Source organism: Streptomyces sp. NPDC046215 (genome assembly GCF_040646215.1).
Classification (GTDB): Bacteria; Actinomycetota; Actinomycetes; order Streptomycetales; family Streptomycetaceae; genus Streptomyces; species Streptomyces stramineus.
Map to the genome: position 1 here is coordinate 71,725 of NZ_JBEYZW010000009.1, position 26,651 is coordinate 98,375.

Annotated in this window: 21 protein-coding genes and 1 tRNA gene; 10 read left to right on the forward strand and 12 right to left on the reverse strand. The window is 73.9% G+C overall.

The window, feature by feature from the left end; translation table 11 throughout:
• Position 1: 1 nt before the first annotated feature.
• The 5 genes from ettA to ABZ951_RS06380 form a co-directional block, all read right to left on the reverse strand.
• Positions 2-1,666 (reverse strand): energy-dependent translational throttle protein EttA, encoded by a 1,665-nt coding sequence (gene ettA, locus ABZ951_RS06360; RefSeq protein ID WP_344095968.1) that lies wholly within the window; start codon positions 1,664-1,666, stop codon positions 2-4.
• 376 nt (positions 1,667-2,042) lie between these two features.
• Positions 2,043-3,476: a TQXA domain-containing protein gene (locus ABZ951_RS06365; protein ID WP_344095970.1), complete on the reverse strand. Its 1,434-nt coding sequence runs from the start codon at positions 3,474-3,476 to the stop codon at positions 2,043-2,045.
• A gap of 223 nt (positions 3,477-3,699) precedes the next feature.
• On the reverse strand, positions 3,700-4,230 hold the full coding sequence (locus ABZ951_RS06370) for a single-stranded DNA-binding protein (RefSeq protein ID WP_344095973.1): 531 nt from the start codon (positions 4,228-4,230) through the stop codon (positions 3,700-3,702).
• 181 nt (positions 4,231-4,411) lie between these two features.
• Complete coding sequence (locus tag ABZ951_RS06375; RefSeq protein WP_361279201.1) at positions 4,412-6,586, reverse strand: GTPase; 2,175 nt, start codon at positions 6,584-6,586, stop codon at positions 4,412-4,414.
• A gap of 11 nt (positions 6,587-6,597) precedes the next feature.
• Entirely contained in the window at positions 6,598-8,265 is a 1,668-nt protein-coding gene (locus ABZ951_RS06380; RefSeq protein WP_344095986.1) for a dynamin family protein, read from the reverse strand.
• A 305-nt stretch (positions 8,266-8,570) separates the two neighbouring features.
• Here ABZ951_RS06380 and ABZ951_RS06385 point away from each other — a divergent pair.
• Both ABZ951_RS06385 and ABZ951_RS06390 read left to right on the forward strand, forming a co-directional pair.
• Positions 8,571-8,643: transfer RNA gene (locus ABZ951_RS06385), tRNA-Arg, on the forward strand.
• 180 nt (positions 8,644-8,823) lie between these two features.
• Positions 8,824-10,599 (forward strand): hypothetical protein, encoded by a 1,776-nt coding sequence (locus ABZ951_RS06390; RefSeq protein WP_344095975.1) that lies wholly within the window; start codon positions 8,824-8,826, stop codon positions 10,597-10,599.
• A 5-nt stretch (positions 10,600-10,604) separates the two neighbouring features.
• Here the strand turns inward: ABZ951_RS06390 and ABZ951_RS06395 are convergent, their stop codons facing one another.
• From ABZ951_RS06395 to ABZ951_RS06405, 3 genes are all read right to left on the reverse strand, one after another.
• Positions 10,605-13,061, reverse strand: coding sequence for a tetratricopeptide repeat protein (locus ABZ951_RS06395; protein WP_361279204.1), 2,457 nt, complete (start codon positions 13,059-13,061; stop codon positions 10,605-10,607).
• 232 nt (positions 13,062-13,293) lie between these two features.
• Positions 13,294-13,533 carry a chaplin gene (locus ABZ951_RS06400; protein ID WP_344092695.1) on the reverse strand — a complete coding sequence of 80 codons (240 nt, stop codon included), beginning with the start codon at positions 13,531-13,533 and terminating at the stop codon, positions 13,294-13,296.
• Between the two features lie 250 nt (positions 13,534-13,783).
• Positions 13,784-14,752: a polyprenyl synthetase family protein gene (locus ABZ951_RS06405; RefSeq protein ID WP_344092693.1), complete on the reverse strand. Its 969-nt coding sequence runs from the start codon at positions 14,750-14,752 to the stop codon at positions 13,784-13,786.
• 510 nt (positions 14,753-15,262) lie between these two features.
• Between ABZ951_RS06405 and ABZ951_RS06410 the strand changes: the two genes are divergently transcribed.
• The 5 genes from ABZ951_RS06410 (at position 15,263) to ABZ951_RS06430 (ending at position 18,106) form a co-directional block, all read left to right on the forward strand.
• Positions 15,263-16,528: a styrene monooxygenase/indole monooxygenase family protein gene (locus tag ABZ951_RS06410; protein ID WP_344092691.1), complete on the forward strand. Its 1,266-nt coding sequence runs from the start codon at positions 15,263-15,265 to the stop codon at positions 16,526-16,528.
• A gap of 116 nt (positions 16,529-16,644) precedes the next feature.
• A complete protein-coding gene (locus ABZ951_RS06415; RefSeq protein WP_344092689.1) occupies positions 16,645-17,124 on the forward strand; it encodes a CrcB family protein in 480 nt (159 codons plus the stop codon).
• Positions 17,121-17,465 (forward strand): fluoride efflux transporter CrcB, encoded by a 345-nt coding sequence (gene crcB / locus ABZ951_RS06420; RefSeq protein ID WP_344092687.1) that lies wholly within the window; start codon positions 17,121-17,123, stop codon positions 17,463-17,465. The genes ABZ951_RS06415 and crcB overlap by 4 nt, the downstream gene beginning before the upstream one ends.
• A gap of 81 nt (positions 17,466-17,546) precedes the next feature.
• A complete protein-coding gene (locus tag ABZ951_RS06425) occupies positions 17,547-17,849 on the forward strand; it encodes a DUF6247 family protein (protein ID WP_344092685.1) in 303 nt (100 codons plus the stop codon).
• 74 nt (positions 17,850-17,923) lie between these two features.
• On the forward strand, positions 17,924-18,106 hold the full coding sequence (locus ABZ951_RS06430) for a hypothetical protein (RefSeq protein WP_344092683.1): 183 nt from the start codon (positions 17,924-17,926) through the stop codon (positions 18,104-18,106).
• 11 nt (positions 18,107-18,117) lie between these two features.
• Here ABZ951_RS06430 and ABZ951_RS06435 read toward each other — a convergent pair whose 3' ends face one another.
• Positions 18,118-19,017, reverse strand: a complete 900-nt coding sequence (locus ABZ951_RS06435; protein WP_344092681.1) for a LysR substrate-binding domain-containing protein — start codon at positions 19,015-19,017, stop codon at positions 18,118-18,120.
• Positions 19,018-19,103: 86 nt separating this feature from the next.
• Here ABZ951_RS06435 and ABZ951_RS06440 point away from each other — a divergent pair, with 86 nt between their 5' ends.
• The 3 genes from ABZ951_RS06440 to ABZ951_RS06450 are packed head-to-tail and all read left to right on the forward strand — an operon-like array spanning position 19,104 to position 22,508.
• Positions 19,104-19,808, forward strand: a complete 705-nt coding sequence (locus ABZ951_RS06440) for a succinate dehydrogenase cytochrome b subunit (RefSeq protein ID WP_344092679.1) — start codon at positions 19,104-19,106, stop codon at positions 19,806-19,808.
• Between the two features lies 1 nt (position 19,809).
• Positions 19,810-21,756, forward strand: coding sequence for a fumarate reductase/succinate dehydrogenase flavoprotein subunit (locus ABZ951_RS06445; protein WP_344092677.1), 1,947 nt, complete (start codon positions 19,810-19,812; stop codon positions 21,754-21,756).
• Positions 21,753-22,508, forward strand: coding sequence for a succinate dehydrogenase/fumarate reductase iron-sulfur subunit (locus ABZ951_RS06450; protein WP_344092675.1), 756 nt, complete (start codon positions 21,753-21,755; stop codon positions 22,506-22,508). Before ABZ951_RS06445 ends, ABZ951_RS06450 begins: the two co-directional genes overlap by 4 nt.
• A gap of 15 nt (positions 22,509-22,523) precedes the next feature.
• On the opposite strand, the gene ABZ951_RS06455 is transcribed toward ABZ951_RS06450, so the two are convergent.
• The 3 genes from ABZ951_RS06455 to ABZ951_RS06465 all read right to left on the reverse strand — a co-directional run bounded on the left by ABZ951_RS06455 (position 22,524) and on the right by ABZ951_RS06465 (position 26,585).
• Complete coding sequence (locus tag ABZ951_RS06455) at positions 22,524-24,284, reverse strand: sigma-70 family RNA polymerase sigma factor (RefSeq protein ID WP_344092673.1); 1,761 nt, start codon at positions 24,282-24,284, stop codon at positions 22,524-22,526.
• Between the two features lie 262 nt (positions 24,285-24,546).
• Complete coding sequence (locus ABZ951_RS06460) at positions 24,547-26,061, reverse strand: PH domain-containing protein (RefSeq protein ID WP_344092670.1); 1,515 nt, start codon at positions 26,059-26,061, stop codon at positions 24,547-24,549.
• Positions 26,058-26,585 (reverse strand): PH domain-containing protein, encoded by a 528-nt coding sequence (locus tag ABZ951_RS06465; RefSeq protein WP_344092668.1) that lies wholly within the window; start codon positions 26,583-26,585, stop codon positions 26,058-26,060. Before ABZ951_RS06465 ends, ABZ951_RS06460 begins: the two co-directional genes overlap by 4 nt.
• Positions 26,586-26,651: the final 66 nt, after the last annotated feature.

The window sequence follows — 26,651 nt, forward strand, 5'->3', positions numbered from 1 at the left end:
GTCAGCCCCGGGTGAGCTTCTTGTAGGTGGCGCGGTGCGGACGGGTCGCGTCCACGCCGAGCCGCTCGACCTTGTTCTTCTCGTAGGACTCGAAGTTGCCCTCGAACCAGAACCACTTGGAGTTGCCCTCGTACGCCAGGATGTGCGTGGCGACCCGGTCGAGGAACCAGCGGTCGTGGGAGACGACCACGGCCGCGCCGGGGAAGTCCAGCAGGGCGTTCTCCAGGGAGGACAGGGTCTCGACGTCGAGGTCGTTCGTCGGCTCGTCGAGGAGGAGCAGGTTGCCGCCCTGCTTGAGGGTCAGCGCCAGGTTGAGGCGGTTGCGCTCACCACCGGAGAGGACCCCGGCCGGCTTCTGCTGGTCCGGACCCTTGAAGCCGAACGCGGAGACGTACGCCCGCGAGGGCATCTCGACGTGGCCGACGTTGATGTAGTCCAGCTCGTCGGAGACGACGGCCCACAGCGTCTTCTTCGGGTCGATGTTGGCGCGGGACTGGTCGACGTAGGAGATCTTGACGGTCTCGCCGACCTTGATCTCGCCGGAGTCGGGGGTCTCCAGGCCCTGGATCATCTTGAACAGCGTCGTCTTGCCGGCGCCGTTCGGGCCGATGACGCCGACGATGCCGTTGCGCGGCAGGGTGAAGGACAGGTCATCGATGAGGACCTTGTCACCGAACGCCTTGGAGAGGTTGTTGACCTCGACGACGATGGAGCCCAGACGCGGGCCCGGCGGGATCTGGATCTCCTCGAAGTCCAGCTTCCGCATCTTGTCGGCCTCGGCCGCCATCTCCTCGTAGCGGGCGAGTCGGGCCTTGGACTTGGCCTGGCGGCCCTTGGCGTTGGAGCGGACCCACTCCAGCTCTTCCTTGAGCCGCTTGGCGCGCTTGGCGTCCTTCTGGCCCTCGACCTTCAGACGGGCCTGCTTGCTCTCCAGGTACGTGGAGTAGTTGCCCTCGTAGGCGAGCGCGCGGCCGCGGTCGAGCTCCAGGATCCACTCGGCGACGTTGTCCAGGAAGTACCGGTCGTGGGTGATCGCCACGACGGTGCCCGCGTACTTGGAGAGGTGCTGCTCCAGCCAGTTCACCGACTCGGCGTCGAGGTGGTTGGTGGGCTCGTCGAGCAGCAGCAGGTCGGGGGCCTCCAGCAGCAGCTTGCAGAGCGCGACGCGGCGCTTCTCACCACCGGAGAGGTTGTTGACGGGCCAGTCGCCGGGGGGGCAGCCCAGGGCGTCCATGGCCTGCTCGAGCTGTGCGTCGAGGTCCCAGGCGTTGGCGTGGTCGAGCTCCTCCTGGAGCTTGCCCATCTCATCGAGCAGCGCGTCGGAGTAGTCGGTCGCCATCAGCTCGGCGATCTCGTTGAAGCGGTTGAGCTTCCCCTTGATCTCCGCGACGCCGTCCTCGACGTTCGCCAGGACCGTCTTGGACTCGTCGAGCTTCGGCTCCTGCATGAGGATGCCGACGGTGTAGCCGGGCGACAGGAACGCGTCACCGTTGGACGGCTGCTCCAGTCCGGCCATGATCTTCAGGACGGTGGACTTACCGGCACCGTTGGGGCCGACCACACCGATCTTCGCACCGGGCAGGAAGCTCAGCGTCACGTCATCGAGGATGACCTTGTCGCCGTGCGCCTTGCGCGTCTTGCGCATGGTGTAGATGTACTCAGCCAAGAGAAACCGTCCGGCAATCGATGAGTGGGCAGATACACCCCATCTTGCCGCACCGGACGCCCGGGGCGGAAACCAGTTACGGGCGCGGCCCCCGCCGGGGGCCCCTGCCGGGTGACCGATGGGTCCCGTGAGGCCGGTGCGAGGCCGGGTTCCTGGTGGTCGGGGGCCGGGCCGGCGGGCCGGGGGCCCGGGGGATCGGTGGTCAGTGACCGGCGGGGCCGGGGGCCGGCTGCCGGCGGGGCCTGTGGCCGCCGGGACCCGTGGTCGGTGGGAACGGTGGTCGGCGGGGCCCCTGGTCGGCAGGGCCCGGCGCTGCCAGCCGACCGGTGATCACCAGAGCGATCACCGGCCGGGGCAGCCGGAACGGCCGGAGCGGCTATTCGCCGGGCGCCGTGTTCTCCCGGCGGAGGAAGTAGACCGCGCCGCTGCCGGCGACGATCAGGACGATCGCCAGGCCCGCGATCGTCGGGGTGGTGGTGCTCCCGCCCGTCGTGGCGAGGTCACCGCCCGCGGACGCCTTCACGACGCCCTTGCCGCCGGTCGAGGCCGTGCTGATCGGGGACGTGCGGGTGGGGTCGGTGCCGCCTCCCTCCCCGGTGGCGGCCGCCGCCGCGGCATGCTCGGCGGTCAGGCAGTCCAGGATTCCGGAGAACGTCCGGGAGAACCCGTTCGGTCCCGTGATCGTGAACTTGTACGCCTGGTTCTCCGCGACCTTCACCAGCGTCGTCTCCGAGCCTCCGGCCGGGACGGTGTGGTCGACACCGTCGAGGTCGAAGCCGAACGGGGCGTCGCCGCGGTTCTCGGCGGTGACCTCCACACCGCCCTTGGCGCAGTTCTTCCGTGCGGACAGCGCGGGGACGGCGCCCTTCGCCGCCCAGTTCGCGGTGGCCGTGGCGGAGACGGTGCTCTCGCTGGAACCGGCCAGGATCTGGGTCTGGGTCGTGGTGTGGTCCCCGACGAAGACCCTGCCGACCGGGACCTTCGTGGCGGCCGTCGCCTTCAGCGCGAGGGACCCGTCGCGCGCGCCGGGCCGCACGTCGAAGTAGATCTCGCCGCCGTCGCCCGTGGAGGTGAGCCGCTTGCCGTCCTTGTCGACGATCTTCACGCCCTTGGCGACGGCATCACCCGAGGGGGTGAGGGTGACGCTTCTGGCGTTGGTGTGGACGGTGACGGGGCCGAGCTTCCGGCCTGACTTGCCGGAGACCGCGGGCGGCGTCAGCGTCAGGGACGCCTCGGGCTCCTCGGCGTCCTTGGCGCTCTTGTAGAGGTGCTCGGCGAGCTTCTGGGCGGCGCCGTCCTTGGCCTTGACGTCGGCGCCGTCCGAGTAGCGCCAGATGGCGACCTGGGTGCCCGCGGCGGCGGTGTTCGCGTCGAGCGGGCCCGTGCCGGCCTCCTTGGCGAGCGCGGCCAGGTCGTTCACCTGCGGGTAGGAGTGCTGCAGGATCCAGCGGATCCGGCCGGCGTTCTTGTTGGCGTGGAGGGAGGACTCGCTCCAGCCGACCTCTTTGTACTTCGCCCCGTCGACCGTGTTCGTGAGCATGTCGACGCAGTACGTCTGCAGGGAGCCGCCCCCCTCGACCTTCATCTCGAACAGGCCGGCCAGGACCTCGCCCGTCTTGCGCCGGTCGTTCACCACGACGCCGGAGCCCGCGGTGATCTTGCCGAGCGTGGCGCTGACCCCGCCCGGGTTCTGCGGCGCGTCGCCCGCGGCGGCCGGGCCCGCCGTGGCTATCGTGCCTACCGCGGTCACGCCCGTCACCACGACCGCTGCGGCAAGGCGGGCAGCCCCCCGCCTCTTGACAGAAATCATCGATTTCCTTCCGGGCGCACGCAGATCCAGTCGGTGCGCCCCGCCAGCGAACTCAAAACTCAGAAGCCCCCGTTGCCACGTTTGCTGCGAACGTGATCTTAAAGAGCGAGCGCGAGATCATCCCCACCCGGAGCACTGCTCAACCGATCCGAATCGGAATCGTTACCGGGGGACGCCGCCTGACCTGGCAATATCGATAAATCTCCGGGACAAACCGCTCATTTCACAGAGGTGTTGCCCCGGCCGGCATCCCCGCCGCACCCTGCGCCGGCGGCCCCGCAGCCGCCTCCGCCGGGGTGCGTGCCGAGGTCCGCGCCGGAGCCCGTGCCGGGGTCCCCACCGGCGTCATCGGCACCCCCACCGCACGCACCGGCTCGACCAGCATCGGTCTGGCCGGTGACACTCTGCGGAACGCCGAGGTGCCCCGCGCCAGGTCGTGGCCGATCGACACGGCGTCAAGGTCCGCCGAGAGCCACCGCTTTCCGTCACGCTCCTGATCCTGGATGCGCAACTTGCCCTGCACGATGACCGGTTCGCCGACCGAGACCGACGCCACCACATTGGCGGCCAGCGTCCGCCACGCCCACACGGTGTAGAAGCTCGTGTACGCGTCCGCCCACTCCTCCTTGGCGCGGTCCCAGCGGCGCACCGTCGCCGCGAGCCGGAACCGTGAGACGGCCGAGCCGTTCGCCGCCTCCCTGAAGTCCGGCGGTGTCGCGACGTTCCCCACGACCGTCACCAGCGTTTCGTTCATCCCGACCGCCCCCGTTGCTCGAACCCCGCACCCGGGCCGGACCGGCCCGGGCAGTGATCTCATGCTGCAACGGATCGCACGGGTCTGCCGGAGCCTGTGGACGGCCCGCCGGTTGTGGAAAAGCCCGTCACCCTCCAGCGTCTTCCAGGCCACTCGGCGCCCCTCGCGCCCTTCCCGTCGGTCACACCTCACCCGCCGCGATCACAAACTGGGCCCGCACCTCCCGGTAGCGCAGCAGCTCCGCCGCCACCGGCTCCAGCACCCGCTCCCGCCCGCACCCCGCGGCCACGCTCCGCAACCGCCGCTCCGTCTCCAGCCCGTGCCGCCGCGCCGGCCCCCGCGCCACCGCCCGGCAGCACCACGCGAGCGCCGGACCGCCGACCCCGCTGCCCGCCAGCACCAGCCCTGGAACCCACCACTCCGCTCCGTATGCCCCGATCAGCACGCCCACCAGCCATACCGCACCCAGCAATTGCAGCAGTGACAGCACTCCCTGGCTCGTCGCGGCCACCACCCACCACCGGGGCCTCACCAGGCGCGGGGCCGCGCCACCGCGCGTCCGCCCCGCCCCGGTGCGCGGCCCGCGCAGCCGCCCGGCGCGTCCGGTGCCCGGGTCCCCGTCGCCCGGCTCCCCGGCAGCGGTGCGGCTTCCCTCCGGCTTCTCGGCGGCCCCGGCGATCACGACCGCTTCCTCGGCCCCGTCCGCCTCGTTCTTCCCGCCTTTCCCGGCCTTCCCGCCCTTCCCGGATGTGCCGGTCTTCGCCGTTCTCCCGCCTCCTCCGGCCTTCCCGGCTCCCGTGCGCCGCCCGGACGTGCGCCCGTTCGTCGCCGCCCCCCGGGCCGCCGCGGAGGCCGCCGTGGCGGCGGCCGTGTCCAGGGCCTCGGCCAGCCCCTCCGCGCCCCGGCCGGCCGCCTCGCGGACCGCCTGTGCCCACGGGTCGGGCAGCCCGGCGGACGCCTCGTAGGCCAGTGCCCGCACGGCCTGCTCCACCAACGGCCGGGACGCCGTCCGGCGGGACGGCTCACCGGTGCCGGCCGCGTGGGCGGAGGCGGCCGTGCGGTCGGCCGAGGACAGGGCGACGGCGGTGGCAACAGCCCGGGCCACGGCCCCGACGCCGGTCGTGCTGTCCCCGCCGGCCCCGCCCCGGGCCCCCCGCTTCCGTCCGTACCAGCGGCGGGCCTGCGTCCAGGACGTCCCGCAAGCGCGCTCGGCGTCCCGCAGCCAGGCCCGTTCGGCCGCCAGACCGGCCGCGTGAGCACCCACCGCCTCCGCCAGCCGGTCCTCGAACTCCTGCCGGGCCGTCTCCGTCAGCCCCGGCCGCCCCTTCGCGATGTACGCGGGCCGCAGACGCGCCGAGACGCCGTCCACATCGGCGACGAGCCGCCGCTCCGGAACGTTCCGTCCGGCGGTGAACTGGGCCAGCATCTCGCGCAGTTCACCCACCCTGTCCCCCGTCAGCGCCGACAGGGCCAGCACCGTCGCCCCTGGCTCCCCGTGCTCGCCGAGCGCGATCCCGTCCTCGTCCAGCAGCCGCCGCAGGTCGTCCAGGACCTGGTCCGCGGCGTCCCCGGAGAGCCGGTCCACCTGGTTGAGCACGACGAACGTCACCTCGGCGTACCCCGCCAGGGGCCGCAGGTAGCGCTCGTGGAGGACGGCGTCCGCGTACTTCTCCGGGTCCACGACCCAGATCACGGCGTCCACCAGCCTCAGCAGCCGGTCCACCTGCTCCCGGTGGCCGGGCGTCGCCGAGTCGTGGTCGGGCAGGTCGAGCAGGACGAGGCCGTTCAGCCCGGGGTCGTACGGGCGCACCGGCGCCCGGCGGGCCCGGGCCGGGATGCCGAGCCGGTCCAGCAGCCCGTCCGCGCGGTCCGAGCGGTCGGTCCAGGCGCAGGCGATCGGGATGGCCGTGGTCGGCCGCCGCACCCCCGCCTCGGAGAGCTGGGTGCGGGCGAGGGCGTTGAAGAGCGTCGACTTGCCGCTGCCCGTCGCCCCGGCGATGGCCACGACCGTGAGGTCGAGCGAGTGCCGCTGCCGGGCCGCCGCCTCCTCCAGGACCCGGCCCGCCTCGGCGAGGGTGCGCCGGTCGAGCCTGGCCCGGGACAGCCCGACGAGCTCGCGCAGCGCGTCGAGGCGGGGCCGGAGCACGGTGCCCGCGCGGGGCGCGGGGAGGGGCTCGGGGACGATCGGGGGGTGCGTGGGCTCCTTCGCGCGCTGGGCTTCGTCGGCCTCCCACACGCTGTTCCGCCGCGGGAGCCGCCCCGGCCGCGCCCGGCGCGCGATCAGGCCGTCGTCCCAGGCGCTGCTCGGCGCGCCGGGAACCGGCCGGTCGGCGCGTTCGTCACGGCTCTCGGACACGGGCACGGCGGTCACCTCTCCCTCTGTAGTACGGACAGTGCGGCGATGAGTTCGACCTGGTGGTCGGGGGTGATGTCGAGGGCTTCGAGCGGCGCGGTCCGGCGGTCGCGTTCCGCGTCGAGGACGCGCTCCAGACAGTCGGTCAGCAGCGCTCCGCCCCGGTCGCGGAGCCGGAGCACGCCCTGGGCCCCGAGCGTCTCGGCGAGCTTCTCGCCGGCCGTACGGGACCGGCGGCCGCCCAGCAGCAGTACGGCCAGCAGCGCGGCCGCCCGGTCGGCGTCGAGGCCCGCGCCGCGTTCGACGGCCCGCACCTCTTCCTCCGCGAGCTCTTCGAGACAGCGCCGCCAGCGGCGTACGGCCACGCCGACCCGGCCGACGGCCCCGTCCGGGTCGCTCGGCGCGAGCACGGCGTCGGCGGCTGGGTCGCCCGCGGACTCCGTGGTGATCTCCTCGTCGGCGGCGGCGACGGCGCAGCTCAGCACGGCGGCCAGGGAGGAGGTGAGGGCGGTGAGCAGTTCGTCGGAGGTGGCGTCCTGCGGGTGGCCGCGCCAGTGGGTGAGCGCGTCACCGGCCAGCACCTCGCCTCCGGCGATCTGGCTCCGCACCCGGTCCGCGGCCCGCCCGTAGGCGTCCTCGACCCGCTGGAGCAGGCGTACGGCGGCGGCGTGCTGCAGGGCGGCGGCCCCGGCGAGCCCGGGCAGCCGTGACCGCAGGGAGGCGAGCAGTCCGGTGACGGTGCGGGCGGTGGCGACGGCGCGCGCGGCGGGGTCCTGGGCGCGCTGGTGGAGCCAGGCACGCAGCCCGTCGACGGCCGTGGCGGGCAGCAGTCCGCTGCCGCCGCCGGCGGACTCGGGCAGTTCGGGGATGGTGAAGCGCGGCACGTCGCCGAGGCCGGCGGCCGCGAGCAGCGCGGCGTAGTGCCGGGAGACTTCGGCGGCGACCTGGTGCGGCACCCGGTCCAGGACGGTCACCAGGGTGACGTCGTACTCCTTGGCGGTGCGCAGCAGGTGCCAGGGCACCGCGTCGGCGTACCGGGTGGCGGTGGTGACGAGTACCCAGATGTCGGCGGCGCAGATCAGCTCGGCGGCGAGCTCGCGGTTGCGCGCGACGAGGGAGTCGATGTCGGGGGCGTCGAGGAGCGCGAGCCCGCACGGGAGGGAGGTGTCGGTCTCGATGCGCAGCGCGGCGAGCTCACCGCTGTCGGTGTCGTCCGTCTCCTCCGCCTCGTCGGCCGCTTCGGCGAGGTCACCGCCGTCGCTCAGGTCCCTTCCGCCTCCGGTGTTCGGCTCGTAGGCGGTGATGTCCTGGGCCGGTACCCAGACCCGGCGCAACTCCGGCAGCACGCGTTGCCCGGCGAACCAGTGGTGGTCGTCCGGATGGCAGACCAGCACTGGCGTGCGGGTCGTCGGCCGTAGGACCCCGGCTTCAGTGACCCGGCGCCCCACGAGAGAGTTGACCAACGTGGACTTGCCGGCCCCGGTGGATCCCCCGACCACCGCGAGGAGCGGCGCTTCGGGGGCGCACAGCCGGGGCACGAGATAGTCATCGAGTTGCGCGAGGAGTTCAGCCCGGTTACGACGGGCGCGGGCGGCGCCGGGGAGGGGGAGGGGGAAGCGTGCGGCGTCGACACGATTACGCAGTGCGGACAGCGCGTCGAGCAGTCGGGTCCGTACGTCCAAGGTCGCCACATGTGCAGAATGCCCAATTCTGTGACGATTTTGAAGCGTATAGCCCATGGCGCGCGAGACGTGGCGCGAGGGGCTCAGGCATAACGAGTACACAACACCCGTCGCCTGAGGCGTAAAAAACGATGCAAGATTCGTACCTGCCTGCGATTATCAGGACCGCTTCACTAAACCTCCACATCGTGGCACGGAGGTGAAGCAACCGGGACGAGGTGAGCGGAGCCCTATCCTTGTCCCCGGCAAGGTCACGGCACCACCGAGCCCGGGGCTTCAGCCGTCCGCGACCGCCGCACACACCGGCCCCCGTAGCTCAGTGGATAGAGCAGGCGCCTTCTAAGCGCTTGGCCGCAGGTTCGAGTCCTGCCGGGGGCGCTCCGCTTCTGTTGCACGCCCCTCCTGCTGGAGGGGCGTTTTTGCTGCCCGCAGGGTCCCGTGGGCGCGCCATCTCCGTCCGGCTGTCGCCGAGGTCTGTCCCCGCTGGAACCGGCGTCCCGCTGTTGCCGGTGAGCTCGGCGCGTACTCTCGGGGGAGGTGTTGTTGAGGGGGCCTGTGGTGGGGGATGGGTGGGTGCGGGTGCCCGTCGGGCGGGATGCCGCGCGGTGGGTCACCCGGGGTGGTAGCCGGTCCGTGCTGTTCGTCGTGCACAACGTCACCTCCGCCACCCGGCTGCTCGACGTCCTGCCGCTGCTCAGCGGCGATCTGCGGGTCCAGACGCTCGTCACCTGCACCGGCTCGTCGCCCTTCCTCGCCGGCGTTCCCGAGTTGATGGAGCGGGCCGGGCTGCCCGTGCTTCCCTGGGAGCAGGCCAAGGCCACCCCCTTCGATCTCGTCGTATCGGCCAGCTACGGCGGTGAACTCGAAGCTCTTCAAGGGGATTTGGCCGTCCTCTCCCACGGCGTTGGCTACAATAAGAGATTGGCCACACCGGACACCGGACACCGGACACCGGACACCGGACACCGGACACCCGCCCCCGTCTTCGGTCTCTCCCCCGACTGGCTGCTGCACCAGGGGCGCCCCCTCGCCGCCGCCACCGTGCTCTCGCACCCCGAGCAGCTGGACCGGCTGCGGGCCGCGTGTCCCGAGGCCGCCGGGACCGCCGTGCTCGCCGGGGACCCGTGCTTCGACCGGATCCTCGCCGCCCTGCCCTACCGTGAACGGTTCCGGCGCGCCCTCGGGGTGGGTGACGGGCAGCGGCTCGTCGTGGTCAACTCCACCTGGGCGCCCGGCTCGCTCTTCGGCGACGGGCCCGGGGACGACGGCGGCGATCTCCTCCCCTCCCTCCTCCCCCGGCTCGCCTCCGAGCTGCCCGCCGACGAGTACCGCACGGCCGCCGTCCTCCACCCCAACATCTGGCACGGGCACGGCCCCGGCCAGGTGCGGGCCTGGCTGGACCGGGCGCGCCGGGCCGGGCTGGTGCTCATCCCCCCGCTGGAGGGGTGGCGGCAGGCGCTGATCGCCGCCGACTGCGTGCTCGGCGACCACGGCTCCGTCACTTTCTACGCCGCCGCCATCGGCACGCCCCTCCTGCTCGGCGCCTTCCCCGGCTCCGCCCTCGACCCCGGCTCGCCCGTCGCCGCGCTCGGGCGGGCCGCGCCGCGGCTGCGCCCGTACGAGGGGCTGCGCGCCCAGATCGACCGGGTGGTCGACAGCCACACGCCGGACCGCTACAGCGAGCAGGCCGCCCAGGTCAGTTCGGCGCCCGGCCGGTCGGCGGGGCTGCTCCGGCGGGTCTTCTACGAGCTCATCGGCATCCCCGAACCCCCCGGCCCCGCCCTGCTCGACCGGCTGCCGCTGCCCGCCTGGGAACCGGTGGAGCGCACCGCGCCCGTCCGGGTGCTCGCCCTCCCGGCCGGGGCGGCGCCTCCCGAGATCGCCGTGGTCCGGTACGCGGACGCCGGCGGCGAACCGGAGGGCGCGGGCCCCGGCTGGGAGGCCCACACCGCCGTGCACGAGGACACCCCGGACCCCGGCCGGCTGCGGATCGCCGACGTGATCCTGCGGTACGCCGCGGCGGACGACCCGCGCGTCGGGCCACCCGCCGCGTGGGGTGCGGAGGTGCTCGCCCGGCACCCCGCGTGCGCCCTCGCCGCGTACGTGACCGGGCCGGACCGCTGCACCGTGCGGACCCGCGGCGGCGACCTCCTGCGTCTGACCGCCGCGCCGGACGGCGCGGGGCGGGCCGACCTGTGCGACCCGGCCGCCTACGCCTCCGCCCTGTACGCCTGGCTCGGCGCCGGCAAGTCGCTGGACGAGGCGACGGCGGCCGGCATCGTCGTGAGCACGGGGGCCGCGCGGCACCGGGTGGCCGTCGAACGCGAGGCTTAGAGGCGTCAGCCGGCGCCGAGTTGCGTCAGGCGCGCTTCCACCCGCGCCGCTCCCCCGTCGTCGCCGGACGCCTCGTAGAGGTCGAGTGCCACCCGCAGGCAGCGGGCCTCGTCCTGCGCGTCCCCCAGGGCGGCGGCGCAGCGGGCCCGGAGCTCCGCCGCGTCCGCCTGCTGGAGGACCGCTCCTTCCTCCTCCATCGTCACCAGGGCCTTGTCCAGGGGGGTGCGGGCCCCGGCGGGGTCGCCGGCGGCGAGGAGGGACTCGCCGAGGCTCATCCGGATCCGGGCCTCGTTGTAGCGGTCCCGCTCGGGCAGTTCCCGGAACGCCGCGAGGGCCTGCCGCAGTTGCCCCACGGACGCGGCGGGACGGCCCTGGCCGCGCAGCGCCCGGCCGATGTGGTGTTCCAGCAGGGCGAGGCCGCGCGGCACGTCGCGTTCGCCGTCCTCGCCCGGGCCGATGTTCCGCAGGATCGTGCGGGCCCGGCGGAAGTGCTGCTCGGCGTCCTCGTAGCGCCACTGGCGCAGGTACAGCAGGCCGAGGGATTCGACGGCGGTGGCGCGGCCGCGGTGGTGTCCGGCCCGTTCGTCGCAGGCGGCGGCGGTGGTCAGCTCCGCCTCGGCGTCGGTGAGGCGGCCCAGGCCCAGGTAGGCGAAGGCGAGCTGGGTGCGGATGCGGCCCTCGGCCCGCCGGTCGCCGAGGGCGTCTGCGCAGCGGTGGGCGGCCTCCGCGCCCCGCAGGTGGGTGGTGACCCACTGCTCGTGGAAGCCCAGGCGCAGGTGCATTCCCCACATCGCCTCGCACAGCTGCCACGCCAGGTCGTCGAACCCGTGCTCCTCGGCGACCCGTACGGCCTCGGCGAGGTTCTCGCGCTCGCGCCGCAGCGCGTCGAGGGCGGCGCGGGCGGTCTGCGGCGCCCGGTCGCCCGGTGGGCGGGTCCGCTCGTCGTAGGCGGGGCCCAGGTGCCACCGTCCGGGGATGACCAGGGCGTCGGCGTCGGCGGCGAAGCGCAGATACCAGTGGATCATGCGGCGGACGGCTGCCGTGGTGGCCGTGCGGCCGTCCTCGGCGTGGGCGCGCTGTTCGGCGTGGCGGCGGACGACGTCGTGGAAGTGGTAGCGCTCCTCGCCGATCTCCTCCAGGAGGTGCACCTCGGCGAGGTCGTCGAGGAGGCGGCGGGCCTCGGCGTGCGGGATGCCGGCGGCCGCGGCGGCGGCGCCGACGGAGATGCCGGGCCACGGGCACAGGCCCAGCAGCCGGTAGAGGCGGGCGGTGGCGGGGGGCAGGTCGCGGTAGGAGACGTCGGTGGCGAGCCGGACCGGCGCGTGCGGGTCGGCCGCGTCGTCCCGGCCGGCGCCGGGGTCCGCGCCCGGGGCGTGCGCCAGGGTCGCGAACTCCCGTTCCAGGCTCTCCCAGCTGACGTGCTCCCGGGTGGCCACGCGCGCGCCCGTGGCGCACAGCGCCAGCGGGAAGCCGCCGCAGCGCGCCGCGACCGCCTCGGCGTGCGCCCGCTGCCCGGCGACGCGCCGCGGGCCCGCGACGCGGGTGAGCAGCCGCAGGGAGTCGGCTTCGGAGAGCGGGCCGAGGGGGATGGTGCGGGCGCCCCGGTCGCGGACGAGCTCGGGGAGCCGGTGCCGGCTGGTGACGAGCACGAGCGAGCCGGGGGAGGCGGGGAGCAGCGGGGTGACCTGGGCCGCCGAGTGGGCGTCGTCGAGCAGGACGATCATGCGGCGGCCGGCGGTGCGGTCGCGGTAGAGGTCGGTCTGGGCCTGTTCGCCGGCCGGGACCCTGTCGGCCGGTATGCCCAGGCCGTGCAGGAACCGGACGAGCGTCCCGGAAGGCGCCGCAGCGGTGGCGGCGGAGGCGCCGCGCAGGTCGGCGTAGAGCTCGCCGTCCGGGAAGCGGTCGGCCAGGGCGAGGGCGCAGTGCACGGCGGCCGCGCTCTTGCCCACGCCGCCCGGGCCGACGAGCAGGACGACATGCGGCGCGCCGCCGATGCGCCGGTCCCGCGAGGTGCCACCGTCGGAGGTGTCGTCCGCGGTGGCGTCCTCGCCGTCCAGCAGTTCCGTGATCGCCGCCAGGACGTGGTCGCGGTCGGTGAAGACGGCCGTCCCCGGCGGGAGGAGCCGGGGGCGCGCCGTGCCGGGGGCGGTGGCGGGTGCCGTCGCCGCGCTCTCCCGCAGCCAGGCGGCGAGGTCGCGGGCGAAGTCCGGCTCGCGGCGGGCCGCTTCGATCAGCAGGGTGGCGAGCGCGCGGCGCTCCTCCGCGTCGGCGGGCAGCACGGGTGGGGTGCCGGGGTCGCCGGTGGGGTCGCCCGGGGCGGCTCCCCTGCGCCACATGCGCCTCACGAGGCCCGACAGGCCCTCCGTGGTCCGCCGCCCCATCTCTCCGGCGGCGCCCGACAAGGCCCCCGAGGTCGCCGTGTCGACGGCCGCGAGCACCGCGGCCGTCGTGAACGGATCCACGAATTTCCCTCCCCCACTCGCCGATCCGGTCACGCTATCGGGAAGATCGCGGCCATGGGCGGGATCCGGTCGGTCCGCGCGAGCGGGCCGGGGCGGGGGCGACCGGGGGCCGGGCATGGCGCCCGCGAAGGGTTTTCGGGGGCGCCACACGGGGGCGGCGCGGGGCGGCTGCGCCCCGGGGCCGTCTGCTGTTCGCCGGACCGGCCCGCGGGTCACCGCCCGCGGACCGGGGTCAGGCGTTGACGCAGGTGTTGCCGGACGCGGCGTTCAGCAGGCCGATGATGTCGATGCTGTTGCCACAGAGGTTGATCGGCACGTGGACCGGGACCTGGATGACGTTGCCCGAGATGACGCCCGGGGAGCCGGCGGCGAGACCGCCGGCACCGGCGTCGGCGACGGCGCTCCCGGTGAGGCCCGCGATCGCGGCGCCGACGGTGGCGGTCAGGACGGCTGTTTTGGCGAAACGTGACATTGCGGCGACACCTTTGCTCGGTCGTTCGGGGAGGGCACCCGGCCGGTGACGGCCGGGATGAGGATCAACGCCCATTGCTCGCAAAGGTTTCGTACATGGTGCGGACGGGTGATTCCTGATTTCTCCGTGCTGATCCGGCTTTTATCCGGGCAGACGGAACAAGTGGGAGGCCCTCGTCCCGTCGTTCCTCGAAGCCGTCCCTTCCCTGTCCCCTCTCTCCTCCCTTCTTATCTCTCCGCCCTCCTCCCCTTCACCTCTTCTCCGAGGCCATCCGTACGGCGAACGACTCCAGTTCCTCGCACCACCCCGTCGCCAGGGGCGAGGCCGCCGCCGTGGTGGAGGCCCGGTCGACCAGGTCGCGGATGAGGCGCTCGGCGATGCCCCGCTCCTCGCGCTCCAGCAGGATCTCCCGGAGCAGCTCGGCGTCCCAGTCGTACTCCGGCCCGCCGTCGAGGAAGCCCCTCAGGCGCCAGGCGGCGTGCAGGGAACGGGCGTAGGAGTCGTAGGCGGCGTCCAGATCCGGGCGCTCGGCGAGGGCCGCCCCGAGGCGCATCGGGTGCCGCAGCGCGTACCAGCCCGCCGTGCAGCCCCGGTCGCATCCTGATATGCACTGCCCCGGCCAGGGGTCGTCCAGGTACTCGGCGGCCATCGCCTCGTGCGCATAGGTGCCGACCGCCCGCTCCACGCGCAGTTCGTCCCAGAGCTGCCAGGCGGTGGCGGGCAGCCGGGACGCGAGCCGGTCGGCGAGGCTGAGGGCGAGGTCGCCCGCGAGGGTGGCGGTGGACTCGCCGAAGCGCCGGGCCTCGCCCGCCCAGCCGTTGCGCTCGTGCTCGGCGGCCCGGCTGACGTGCAGCGTGGGGATGCCGCGGCGCAGGGCGGCGTTGTCGCGGACGTCGCCGCGGATGAGGGTGCAGGTGTCGAGGAGTTCGAGGGCGGCCGCGGCGTCGACGGGCTCGGGGGCCTCCGGGTCTCCGCCCGCCGCGAGGTAGCCGGAGAGAAGGATGACCGGGCGCACCCGGTCGACACCTACGGCGACGAGCTCGGCGAGGGATTCGACCAGGCCGGCTCCCCTGGTGTCGGAGGTGCGCCAGCGCCGGTGTTCGTCGTTGAGGAGGCGGCGCAGCCGCTCCTCCACCCGGTCGAGCATCCCGGCGCGCTGGAGCTGGGGTGCCATCTCCCGGGGCGCCACCGCGCGCGGCAGCTGGGGTTGCGTCGTCATCGTGTGCCTCCCTGGGCCGGCCGCGGACTGCGCCGGCCCTGCCGGGCGGGCCCCGCCGGTGGCGGCGGAGCGTGACCGGCAGAAGACTGCCCACGGGAGCGCGCCGGAAGCGATGGTTTCCTGCCATACCGGAATGTGCCCTCCCTCGGGCCTTACCGCGCGCGGCGTACGCCCCCTTGCCCGGTCGGCGCGGCACAGCCGTCACTCACGGTGAGCATCCGCCCGTTACCCGCCCGTAAATGTGGCTCATATTCGGCGGTGCCATCGGACGGCCGAACTCCTCAGCGAACACGTGCGGAACGAACAGGGCGGGAAACACGGGAAGGCGGGGACGCCCTTCCCCCTCACCGGTCATACGATCCTGCAAAACCGGTCAATTGACGAGCGCTCACTCCCCAGTCGCCCGCCGTCTGTACAGCGCGCTCGGGGCGCCGCTACAACGGGTGAGGGCCCGGCTCCGGACCACGGCTCCGGACCACGCGGCGACCTCCGGGCCCGGCGGAGGCGACGGTGCGCAGGATCGCGATTGTCGGCGCGGGGCAGGCGGGGCTGCAGTTGGCTCTGGGGCTGTTGGAGGGGAAGGGCGGCGAGCGGGCCGTCGACTACGAGGTGACGGTGTACGCGGCGCGCCCCCCGGAGGAGATCCGGGCCGGGCGCATCGGCTCCACGCAGGTGATGTTCGAGCCCGCCCTCGCGCTGGAGCGCGCGGCGGGGCTGCACCTGTGGGAGGAGGAGACCCCGTGGATGTCGGGGCTGCGCCTGGTGGTGTCCGACCCGCCGGGGGTGCCCGCGGCGGCGCTCGACGCGGTGATGGAGCAGCCCGCCCAGTCGGTGGACCAGCGGGTGAAGACGGCCCGCTGGCTGGAGTTGCTGGAGGAGCGGGGCGGCCGCGCCGTGTACGGCTCCGTGGCACCGGCGGACCTGGAGCGGATCGCCGGCGGCCACGATCTGACGGTCGTGGCCACCGGGCGCGGCCCGCTGTCGGAGGTCTTCGCCCGCGACGAGCGGCACAGCCCGCACGACCGTCCCCAGCGGGTGCTGGCCGCCGCCTATGTGCACGGCATGACGTTCCTGCCCGCGCCCGGTGGTATGTGCGGGCGGATCAACCCCGTGGCGGGCTACGGCGAGTTCTTCTCCCTGACCGGGACGACCCTGGGCGGCACCTGCGGGATGCTGCTGTGGGAGGGGGTGCCCGGCGGCCCGTTCGACTGCTGGCGGGACAACCCCGGGCCGGACGAGGTGGTCGGGCGTTCGCTGGAGCTGATGCGCGCCCACCTGCCGTGGGAGTACGAGCTGTCCGCGGGCATGGAGCCGACGGACGCCGGGGCCGTGCTCACCGGCGCGTTCACGCCTGTCGTCCGGCATCCCGTCGCCGAGGTCGCACCGGGCACGTTCGTGCTGGGCATGGCGGACGCCGTCGTCCTCAACGATCCGGTGGCGGGCCAGGGGGCCAACACCGCGGCCCGCTGCGCGGACGGCTACCTGCGGGCGATCACCGGCCATGGCGAGCGGCCCTTCGACCGCACCTGGATGCTGCGGACGTTCGCCGCGTTCTGGGAGTACGCCCGGCACGTCACCGCCTTCAGCAATCTGCTGCTGGGCCCGCCGCCCGAGCACGTGCGGCGCGTCCTGGCCGCGGCGGCGGAGCACCCGGAGGTCGCCCGGCGCTACGTCGCCGGCTACGCCGATCCGGCCGGGCTGCGGGACTGGCTGCTGGACGCGGACCGCGCCGACGCCTATCTGGCGGCGGTGACCGGTTCCGCGCGGGGCGCCTGAGGGGGCGGGCGGGGCGGGGCCGGTAGCCTGGCCGGCGGCGGGGCCCCGCGCCCCCGACGGTCCCTGCTCGCGTACGACCGCGCCCGTGGGGCGCACTGCGAGGAGGACTCGGATTCATGGCCGCAGCACGGCCCGGCCCGCCGGTGGAGCCGATCGACCCCGACGTCGGGCCCGAGGACGTGCGCGGCACCGCCCGCGAGCACGGTCCTGTGCTGTGCGCGGTGTCGGCCGGCGGCGGCCTCGGCGCCGCCGCCCGCTACGGCGCCGGGCTGCTGTGGCCGGCGGCGGGCGGTGGCTTCCCGTGGACGACGTTCGCCGTCAACGTCACCGGCTGCGCGCTGATCGGCGTCCTGATGGCCGTGCTGACGGGGCTGCCCTCGCCGCACCGGCTGCTGCGGCCGTTCCTCGCCACGGGGGTTCTGGGCGGCTTCACCACGTTCTCCACCTACGCGGTGGACGTCCGGCAGCTGCTGACGGACGACCGTGCGGCGACCGCGCTGGCCTATCTGGCCGCCACCCCGCTCGCCGCGCTGGCGGCGGTATGGGCGGCGGCAGCGGCGACCCGCCGCGTGCTCCGCCGGGAGGTGGCGTCGTGACGTGGCTGCTCGTCATCGCCGGCGCGATGGTCGGCGCCCCCTTGCGGTACCTCACGGACCGCGCGGTGCAGTCCCGCCACGCCTCCGCCTTCCCGTGGGGGACGTTCACGGTCAACGTCACCGGCTGCCTCGCCCTCGGCCTCCTCACCGGCGCGACGGCCGACGTCCACCTGGCGCTGGGCACGGGCCTGTGCGGGGCGCTCACGACCTACTCGACGTTCAGCTACGAGACGCTGCGCCTGGCGGAGGAGGGCCGGCGCGCGTACGCGGTGGCGAACGTCGCCGCGAGCGTGGTGTGCGGCGTGGGGGCGGCGTTCGCTGGGGCGGCGCTGGTGGGGTGAGGGCAGGGGCCTTCACTCGAACGTGCGCTCCCCTGACATTTTCCCGCCGCGCCCGGCGGCCCGCACGGACCGCTGATTCCCATGCCGGAACTCACCCCGGACGCGCTGAGGGCCGCGGTGGCTCAGCTGCTGCCGAGCAGACTGCCCGAATTCAGCAGGCACCTGTCCGAGGCGGCGACGAACGCGCAGAAGAAGCAGAGCCTCGCCCCCTTGAGGATGTTCGTCCACTCCTGGGCCGTGACCATCTCGATCGAGCGCCATCCGGAGCGCGCCGCTCGCCTGCACGAGCTGGAGCGGGCCATCAACACCGGCGAGGCCGGCAGAGAGGCCGCCACCGAGATCAGACTCATCTGGGAGGCGGCGGAAGCCGAGGCAGGGCTGTGACCGGCTGGACGTGAGACTACGACCCGAGCGCCGAATACGTCACGTCAGGTCTGCCGCCCGGTGTCCTGGCCGAGGTGGAGCGACTGGCCACCGAACTCGCCGCGCTCGGCAGGGATGCGGCGTCGGTGGGTATGCCCGACCGAAGAGAGGGTGGTCTGCGGCAGCTCCACATCCTCGGCGGGGACGGCCTCGTCAGCTTTCTGGTGGTGCCCCGGGACACCTGCGTGTACGTGGTCAACGTCGCCTGGGTCGGCTGACGCCACCCCGGTCACTCGGCGTCCTCTTCCACCCCCAAATGCTCCAGCAGCACCCGCCGCAACTCCCGCGCCGCCCTCGGCGGCGTCGCGTCCTTGCGGTGGGCGATCGCGATCGTGCGGCGCATCCGCGGATCGTCGAACGGCGTGACGCGCAGGCCCGAGCGGGCCGCCACCATGCCGGGGACCACCGCGAGGCCCAGGCCCGCGCGGACGAAGCCGAGGACCGCGTCCATCTCGCCGCCCTCGACCGTGAACGACGGTTCGAAGCCGGCCGCGCGGCACGCCGCCGTGGTGATCTCGCGCAGGTCGTAGCCGCGCCGGAACATCACCATCGGCAGCCCCCGCAGGTCCGCCACCCGCAGCGCCCGGCGCCGGTTCGGGGCGGGGGCGGCGGGGGCGGAGACGGCGACGAGGTCCTCGTGGAGGAGTTCGGTGGTCGCGAGGGCCGGGGCGCCCACGGCCAGCGGGGTGATGATCAGGGCCAGGTCGAGGCCGCCCGCGGCGAGGGTGCGGACGAGGTCCTGCGAGCCGCCCTCGTCGACGAAGAGCTCGATGCCCGGGTAGCGGTCGTGGTACGTGCGCAGCACGTCCGGCACCAGGCTCGCGCACAGGCTCGGCGGCGCGCCGAGGCGCACCCGGCCCCGCCGCAGCCGGGCGACCTCCTGCACCTCGCGGTGGGCGGTCTCGGTGTCGGCGAGGATCCGCCGGGCCAGCGGCAGCAGCGCCTCCCCGGCGTCGGTGAGCGTGATGTTGCCCCGGGCCCGGTGGAACAGCTCGGCGCCCAGCTCCCGTTCCAGGGTGCGGATCTGCTGGGAGAGCGACGGCTGCGCGACGTGCAGCGCCTCCGCGGCCCGGGTGAAGTGCCGGACTTCGGCGACCGTGGCGAAGTAGCGGAGCTGCTGTAGTTGCACATCACCAGCATAGATAGGTGGAGGCTATTGAAACGAGCTCTGCCATGTCTTGGACGGATGGAGCGCGGCTGCCTAGCGTCGGGGCCATGGCACTGGCGACCCGGACGGACCGTCCTCCGTCCCTCATCGGCACCGTGTGGCACTCGACCGTCGGCAAGAAGGCGGTCATGGCCGTCACCGGTTTGATCATGCTGGCGTACCTGGTCGCCCACATGATGGGCAATCTGAAGGTGTTCTTCGGTGCCGGGGAGTTCAACGCCTACGGGCACTGGATCCGCACCGTCGGCGAACCCTTCCTGCACCGGGAGTGGTTCCTGTGGGCGGCGCGGGTGGCGCTCAGCGCCTCCGTCGTCCTGCACGGCGTGGCCGCCTGGCAGCTCAGCCGCCGCGACCGCGCCGCCCGCCCCGCGCAGTACCGGCACCGGCGAGCGCGCACGAGCTACGCGACCCGCACGATGCGCTGGGGCGGGGTGATCCTGGCCCTGTTCATCGTCTGGCACCTCCTCGACCTCACCACCCTCACCGTGAACCCCAACGCCGAGCAGGGCCGCCCGTACGAGAACCTCGTCGCCTCCTTCGACCGGCCGGCCGTCACGGCCTTCTACATCGCCGCGGTGCTCGCCCTCGGCCTGCACATCCGGCACGGCTTCTGGAGTGCCGCGCAGACCCTCGGCGCGGGCTCCCCGCGCCGCGACCGCGCGCTGAAGTTCGCGGCCAACGCCCTGGCGGCCCTGCTGACCTGTGGTTTCCTCGCCCCGCCGCTGGGCGTCCTGACGGGAGTCGTGAGCTGAGATGTCCGCATACGTCCACTACGAGGTCGGCGCGCCCGTCACCGACACCAAGGCCCCCGACGGCCCGATAGCCGAGCGCTGGGACCGCCGGCGCTTCGAGGCCAAGCTCGTCAACCCCGCCAACCGCCGCAAGCACACCGTCATCGTCGTCGGGACCGGGCTCGCGGGCGGCGCGGCGGGCGCGACGCTGGCCGAACAGGGCTACCGCGTCGTGCAGTTCTGCTACCAGGACTCCCCGCGGCGCGCCCACTCCATCGCCGCGCAGGGCGGCATCAACGCCGCCAAGAACTACCGGAACGACGGCGACTCCGTGCACCGCCTCTTCTACGACACCGTCAAGGGCGGCGACTTCCGCGCCCGCGAATCCAATGTGCACCGCCTCGCCCAGATCTCCGTCGAGATCATCGACCAGTGCGTGGCGCAGGGCGTGCCCTTCGCCCGCGAGTACGGAGGGCTGCTGGACACCCGCTCGTTCGGCGGCGTCCAGGTCTCCCGGACCTTCTACGCCCGCGGGCAGACCGGGCAGCAACTGCTCCTCGGCGCGTACCAGGCGCTCTCCCGGCAGATCGCGGCGGGCGGCGTCGAGATGCACCCGCGCACCGAGATGCTCGACCTGATCGTCATCGACGGCCGGGCGCGCGGCATCGTCGCCCGCGACCTGATCACGGGCGAGGTCTCCAGCCACTTCGCGGACGCCGTGGTCCTGGCCTCCGGCGGGTACGGCAACGTCTTCTACCTCTCGACCAACGCCAAGAACTCCAACGCCACGGCCGCCTGGCGCGCCCACCGGCGCGGCGCGTATTTCGCCAACCCCTGCTTCACCCAGATCCACCCCACCTGCATCCCGCGCTCCGGTGACCACCAGTCCAAGCTGACGCTGATGAGCGAGTCGCTGCGCAACGACGGCCGCATCTGGGTGCCGAAGGCGAAGGGCGACGACCGGCCGGCCGCACAGATCCCCGAGGACGAGCGCGACTACTACCTGGAGCGGATCTATCCCGCCTTCGGCAACCTCGTCCCGCGCGACATCGCCTCGCGCGCCGCGAAGAACGTGTGCGACGAGGGCCGCGGCGTCGGGCCCGGCGGGCAGGGCGTCTACCTCGACTTCGCCGACGCGATCGCCCGGCTGGGCCGCGAGGCCGTCGAGGAGAAGTACGGCAACCTCTTCGAGATGTACGAGCGGATCACCGCCGAGAACCCGTACGAGGTGCCCATGCGCATCTACCCGGCGATCCACTACACGATGGGCGGCCTCTGGGTGGACTACGACCTCCAGAGCACCGTCCCCGGCCTCTTCGCGATCGGCGAGGCCAACTTCTCCGACCACGGCGCCAACCGGCTCGGTGCCTCGGCCCTCATGCAGGGACTGGCCGACGGCTACTTCGTCCTCCCGGCCACCGTCAACGACTACCTCGCCCGTCACCCGCACGAGCCGGCCGACCCCGGGCACCCGGCGGTCACGGAAGCGGTCGACGACGTCACCGCCCGGCTGCGGCGCCTGCTGGAGAACGACGGTGACCGCACCCCGGACTCCTTCCACCGCGAGCTGGGCGAGCTGTTGTGGGACCAGTGCGGCATGGCCCGCACCGACAGCGGGCTGCGCAAGGCGCTGGAGAGGATCCCCGCGCTGCGGGAGGAGTTCTGGCGGCGGATCAAGGTGCCGGGCACGGGCGAGCAGCTCAACCAGGCGCTGGAGAAGGCGAACCGGATCGTCGACTACCTGGAGCTCGCCGAGCTGATGTGCCTGGACGCCCTGCACCGCACGGAGTCCTGCGGCGGCCACTTCCGGGAGGAGAGCGCGACCCCGGAGGGCGAGGCGGCCCGCAAGGACGAGGAGTTCGCCTACGCGGCGGCGTGGGAGTTCACCGGCCCGGGCACCGCGCCCGTGCTCCACAAGGAAGACCTGCGCTTCGCGTACGTCCACCCCACTCAGCGGAGTTATTCATGAGGCTCACCCTGCGCATCTGGCGCCAGTCCGGACCCGACTCCGCCGGTGTCATGACCCCTTACGAGGTCACCGGCATCTCCCCGGACATGTCCTTCCTGGAGATGCTCGACCACCTCAACGAGGAGCTGATCCTCGCCGGGGACGAGCCCGTCGCCTTCGACCACGACTGCCGCGAGGGCATCTGCGGCGCCTGCGGCATGGTCATCAACGGTCAGGCCCACGGTCCCGAGCGGACCACCACCTGCCAGCTCCACATGCGGCACTTCGCCGACGGCGACACGATCGACGTAGAGCCGTGGCGCGCCGCGGCCTTCCCGGTCGTGAAGGACCTCGTCGTGGACCGCTCGGCCTTCGACCGGATCATCGGCGCCGGCGGCTACGTGTCCGTCGCCACCGGCGCCGCGCCCGAGGCCCATGCCACGCCCGTGCCGAAGCCGGTCGCGGACCTCGCCTTCGAGCACGCCGAGTGCATCGGCTGCGGCGCGTGCGTGGCCGCCTGCCCGAACGGCTCGGCGATGCTCTTCACGTCGGCGAAGGTCGTCCACCTCAACGTGCTGCCGCAGGGCGCCCCGGAGCGGGAGTCGCGCGTGCTGGACATGGTCGGCGCGATGGACGACCAGAGCTTCGGCGGCTGCACCAACACCGGCGAGTGCGCGACCGCCTGTCCGAAGGGGATCCCGCTGACGTCGATCGCCACGATGAACCGGGAGTACCTCCGGGCGACGCTCAAGGGCGGCGCGCGACGGCGGTGAGCGCCGCCGCGGTCGTCAGCGGGCGCCGAACACCTGGGTCCACTTGGGGCCGCCGGAGTCGGAGGTCATGCCGACGCCGATCTCCTTGAACGAACAGTTGAGGATGTTCTTCCGGTGGCCGGAGCTGTTCATCCAGGAGTTCATGACCGCGGCGGGCCCGCTCTGCCCGGCGGCGACGTTCTCCCCGTAGGTGCTCCAGCGGTAGCCGGCGTTGGTGATCCGCTCGCCGGGGCCGAGGCCGTCGGGGTTGTTGTGGTCCATGTAGTCGCGGGCGGCCATGTCGTCGGAGTGCCGCTGGGCGGCGGTGGTCAGCTGCGGGTTGCTCCGCAGGGGCGAGCAGCCGGCCTTGGCCCGCTCGTCGTTGACGAGGCTCACGACCTGCTGGGCGATCCCGCCGCCGCCGGCGTTGCCCGCGGGCGGCGTCGGCTTCGGCTTCGGGCGGTCGGGGCTGCTGTCCGGCTTCGGCGATGCGGCCGGGGCGCTGGACGCGCGCGCCGGTGAGGAGGGGGTGGCGCTCGCGGGGCTGCGCGAGGCCGAGGGGCTCGCGGACCGGCTCGCCGAGGGGGAGGCGGACTGCGAGGCTCCGGTTCCCGTCGGCGTCGGGGTGCGGCCGCCGAAGGGCACGGGCCCGCCCGGGGCGTCCTGGGCCGTGACCTCGGAGCTCTTGGGGTCGTCGGCGAAGAGGTACGAGCCGCCGAGGATCCCGCCCCCGAGGAGGGCAAGCACCCCCGTCCCGATCGCGGCGCGGACGGCGGTGCGGTTGCCCTTGCCGCGCGCGCGGCGCCGGTGGGGAGTGGGGGAGGTAGGCGAACGGTGGGATATGGAGGGATCGGGCATGGCGGCCTCGTTCGGTAGCGGGGGCGGATCCGTCGACGGGGACGACTCGGCGGCCGGGGAGGCGTAAGCGTTCGGGGAGGCGTACGTGTCCGCAGAGGCGGACGCGTCCGGGGACCAGGTGTGGCCCACCGGCTCGGCCGACACCGTGCCGCCGCCCCACCAGCCGAGCAGGGCACCCGCGACCGGCACCAGGCCCAGGCCGACGAGCAGTCCCTCCGCGGGGACCAGCACCGAACCCGCCCCGCCGCAGCCCGCGCAGCCGCGGGTGTGCCGGGCGACGCGCTTGCGCCACAGGGCGGAGGGGGCTCCGTCCCAGGGCGCGGTCAGCTCGGCGAGCTCCCGGCAGGGCGGGGTGGCGGCGAGCGCGCGGACGACTCCCCGGGCGACGTCGAGCTGGGCCTTGCACCGCTGCACGCGGACGGCGGTGTGCTGGGGGGTGAGCCCGAGGGCGGCGGCGACCTCGGCGCGGGTCAGCTCGCCCGCGGCCTCCAGCCACCACAGGGACAGCACGTCCCGGTCCCCCTCGTCCAGCCAGCGGGTGGCCTCGGCGACCTCCCGGCGCTGTCCCGACAGTCCCAGCCGCACGATGGTCAGGTCGACGAAGTCGGCCGCCGGGTCGGGGACGTCGCCGACGTCCTGGAGCCCGCCCACGGGCGTCTCCTCGCGGCGCCCGTCCCGGCAGTGGTCGCGGATCTGGTTCATGGTGATCGCGACGAGCCAGGACCGGCAGGCGGCCGGATCCCGGAGCCCGCCGAGGCTGTTGATCACGCGGAGCATGGTCTCCTGGACGACGTCGTCGACGTCCGTGTGCCCGTCCAGCGCGCGGCCGACGATGTTGTAGACCAGCGGGAGGTACGCGGCGACGAGTTCGTCCTGCGCGGCGGCGTCACCGGCCCGCGCCGCCTCGACCACGGTCACGGCCACGTTCTCGCTCCGCACGTCCCGCCCACCTCTCTCCGTTTCGCCTGAGCTCACAGTCGTCCCGTCATGTGGGAGACCCGAGGCCGCTCATCAAATAACAAGAATGTGGAGGCGAAAGGAGGGGACGGGCCGGAAGGCGGCGTTCAGCAAGGCTCCGGCCCGCGCCTCCCGGTCCCGGACGACGCCGTCGAACACCCAGCTCAGGGTGCGTTTGCGGCCGGGGCACCCGGCGCCGGGGACGAGCTGCGGAACGTCCGTCTCCGGTCCGGTGTGAAGCACCTCACGTGCGGCGGTGTGTCCCGTATGCGCGTCTCGTCACCTGCGGGGCGCCCCCGGGCGCGTCGAGGAACTCCGTCAGGATCCCCGGTGCCGCGGCCTCCGCGAAGCGCACCGCCTCCTCGGCCGACATGTCCCGGATGCGGTATCCGTCCTCGCCCGCCGCCACGGCCGCGGTCACGGTGACCAGCCCGGCGCGCCGGGAGAACGGCGTCCGGGTGAACGTCCAGGCCACCACCGACCGCCGGTCGAGCGCCACGGTCTCCCGGACGAACGTGCCGGACCGCACCACCAGACGGTCCCCCTGAATCCCGTGCCCCAGCGCCCGGTACGCGTCCCGCGCGAGCCCGTGGGCCACCGGGGCGGCGAGCAGCAGGTAGCCCGCCGCGCACCACAGCAGCACCGGTGTGAGCAGCCACCCCAGCACGGCGAGCGCCACGGCCGGCGGCAGCACCGCCCAGGTGAACGCGCGGACCGCCCGCCTGCGCAGGGCGGCGCGCGGATGGGGCGTCAGCCCCGCGTCGGACAGGGGCGCGCCCTGGATGCCCGCGCACACCCGCAGGGCCTCCGCGCGGGGCGCGGGCGGCAGGACGACACTGCGCTTGCGGTTCTCCTCGCGGTCGCCGAGCCCGCCGGCCACCGCCCGCACGGTCGCGCCGCCGCCGGCCCGCAGCAGGAGGGGCTCGCGCAGGGCCACGCCGCGCAGGCGGTCCCGTTCGATGGAGACGGAGCGGGTGGTGAACAGACCGCGGCGGACGCGCAGGGTGGCCGCGTCGGTCCACTCCAGGCGGTACCGCCACCAGTTCTCGGCGTACACCCCCACGGCGCCCGCACTGCCGAGGGCGGTGACGGCGAGCAGGGCCAGCGGGACGGTGATCCAGAGCGCGCTGTGGCCGAACTCCTGGAACGCGTGGCGGACGAACGCGATCCGCCAGGGCTCTATGCCCATGCCGTCCAGCGCCCGCCACGCCGCGCCGGCCGCGGCGAAGACCCCGCCGAACACCCAGAAGGTCAGCGGCGCGTAGCGCAGCCACCGCGGGTCGGCCGTGGCGAGGACAGGGTCGTCGGCGCCCGCGGTCCCCGCGCGGGCCAGGAGCTCGGCCCGCAGCCGGACGGCCTCGCCGCGGGAGAGGGCCTCCAGGGACAGCTCCGTCCCGTGCCCGCCGGCGCCGGCCCGCAGCACGGACAGGCCCAGGACGCGCTGCACGGGGTTGGCGGTGAGGTCGACGTTGCGGATGCGGTGCAGGGGTATCGCGCGGACGCGCCGGGTGAACAGGCCGGTCCGCAGCTCGAAGGAGTCGGCGGTGACGCGGTAGCGGGTGCGCCGCCAGGTGATGAGCCCGGCCGTGGAGATCCCGGCGAAGACCGCGGCGATGACGCCGAGGGTGATCCACGCCCGGAGGTCGAGCCGCCCGCCGGTGGCGAGGGCGGTGAGGGCGAGGGAGCCGAGGGGCGCGGCCATCCAGGTGCAGTGCACCAGGAGGGTGCGGCGTTCGAGGGAGCGCCACTGCTCGCTCATGCGGCGTCCCCCGGGACCAGGCGCGCGGCGTCGCCGATGCGCTCCGCGAGCGCGCGGGCGTCGGCGTCGGACAGGCCCGCGATCTTCACGGCCCCCGCGGTGGAGGCGGTGGTGACGGTCACCGTGGCGAGGCCGAGGGCCTGCTGGATGGGGCCGCGCGTGGTGTCGACGGTCTGCACCCGGGAGAGCGGGGCTATGCGGTGCCGCTGGCGGAACCAGCCGCTCGCCGCGTAGACCGCGAACTCCCCCACCTCCCAGGCGTGCACGCGCAGGCGCACCCGCGGCATGGCCACGAGGTAGCCGGCGGCGGGGAGCACGAGGACGAGCAGCAGCAGGGGGCCCAGCCAGGGCAGCGCGCCGGGGAAGAAGAGGACGGACAGGACGAGCAGGGCGGCGGCGACGATCAGCATCGGTCCGCTCACCGTGACCAGCGCCTGGACGGTCCACCAGCGGCGGGCGCGCGGGTCGACGCCGAAGCGCGGCGGCCTCAGGCCGGGCTGTGGGTGGTGCCGGTGTGCGGTCATCGTTGCCCCCAACTTTCCAAGTCAACCGTATTGGCAGGCGCTAAGCTATAGCAATACAAACGACCT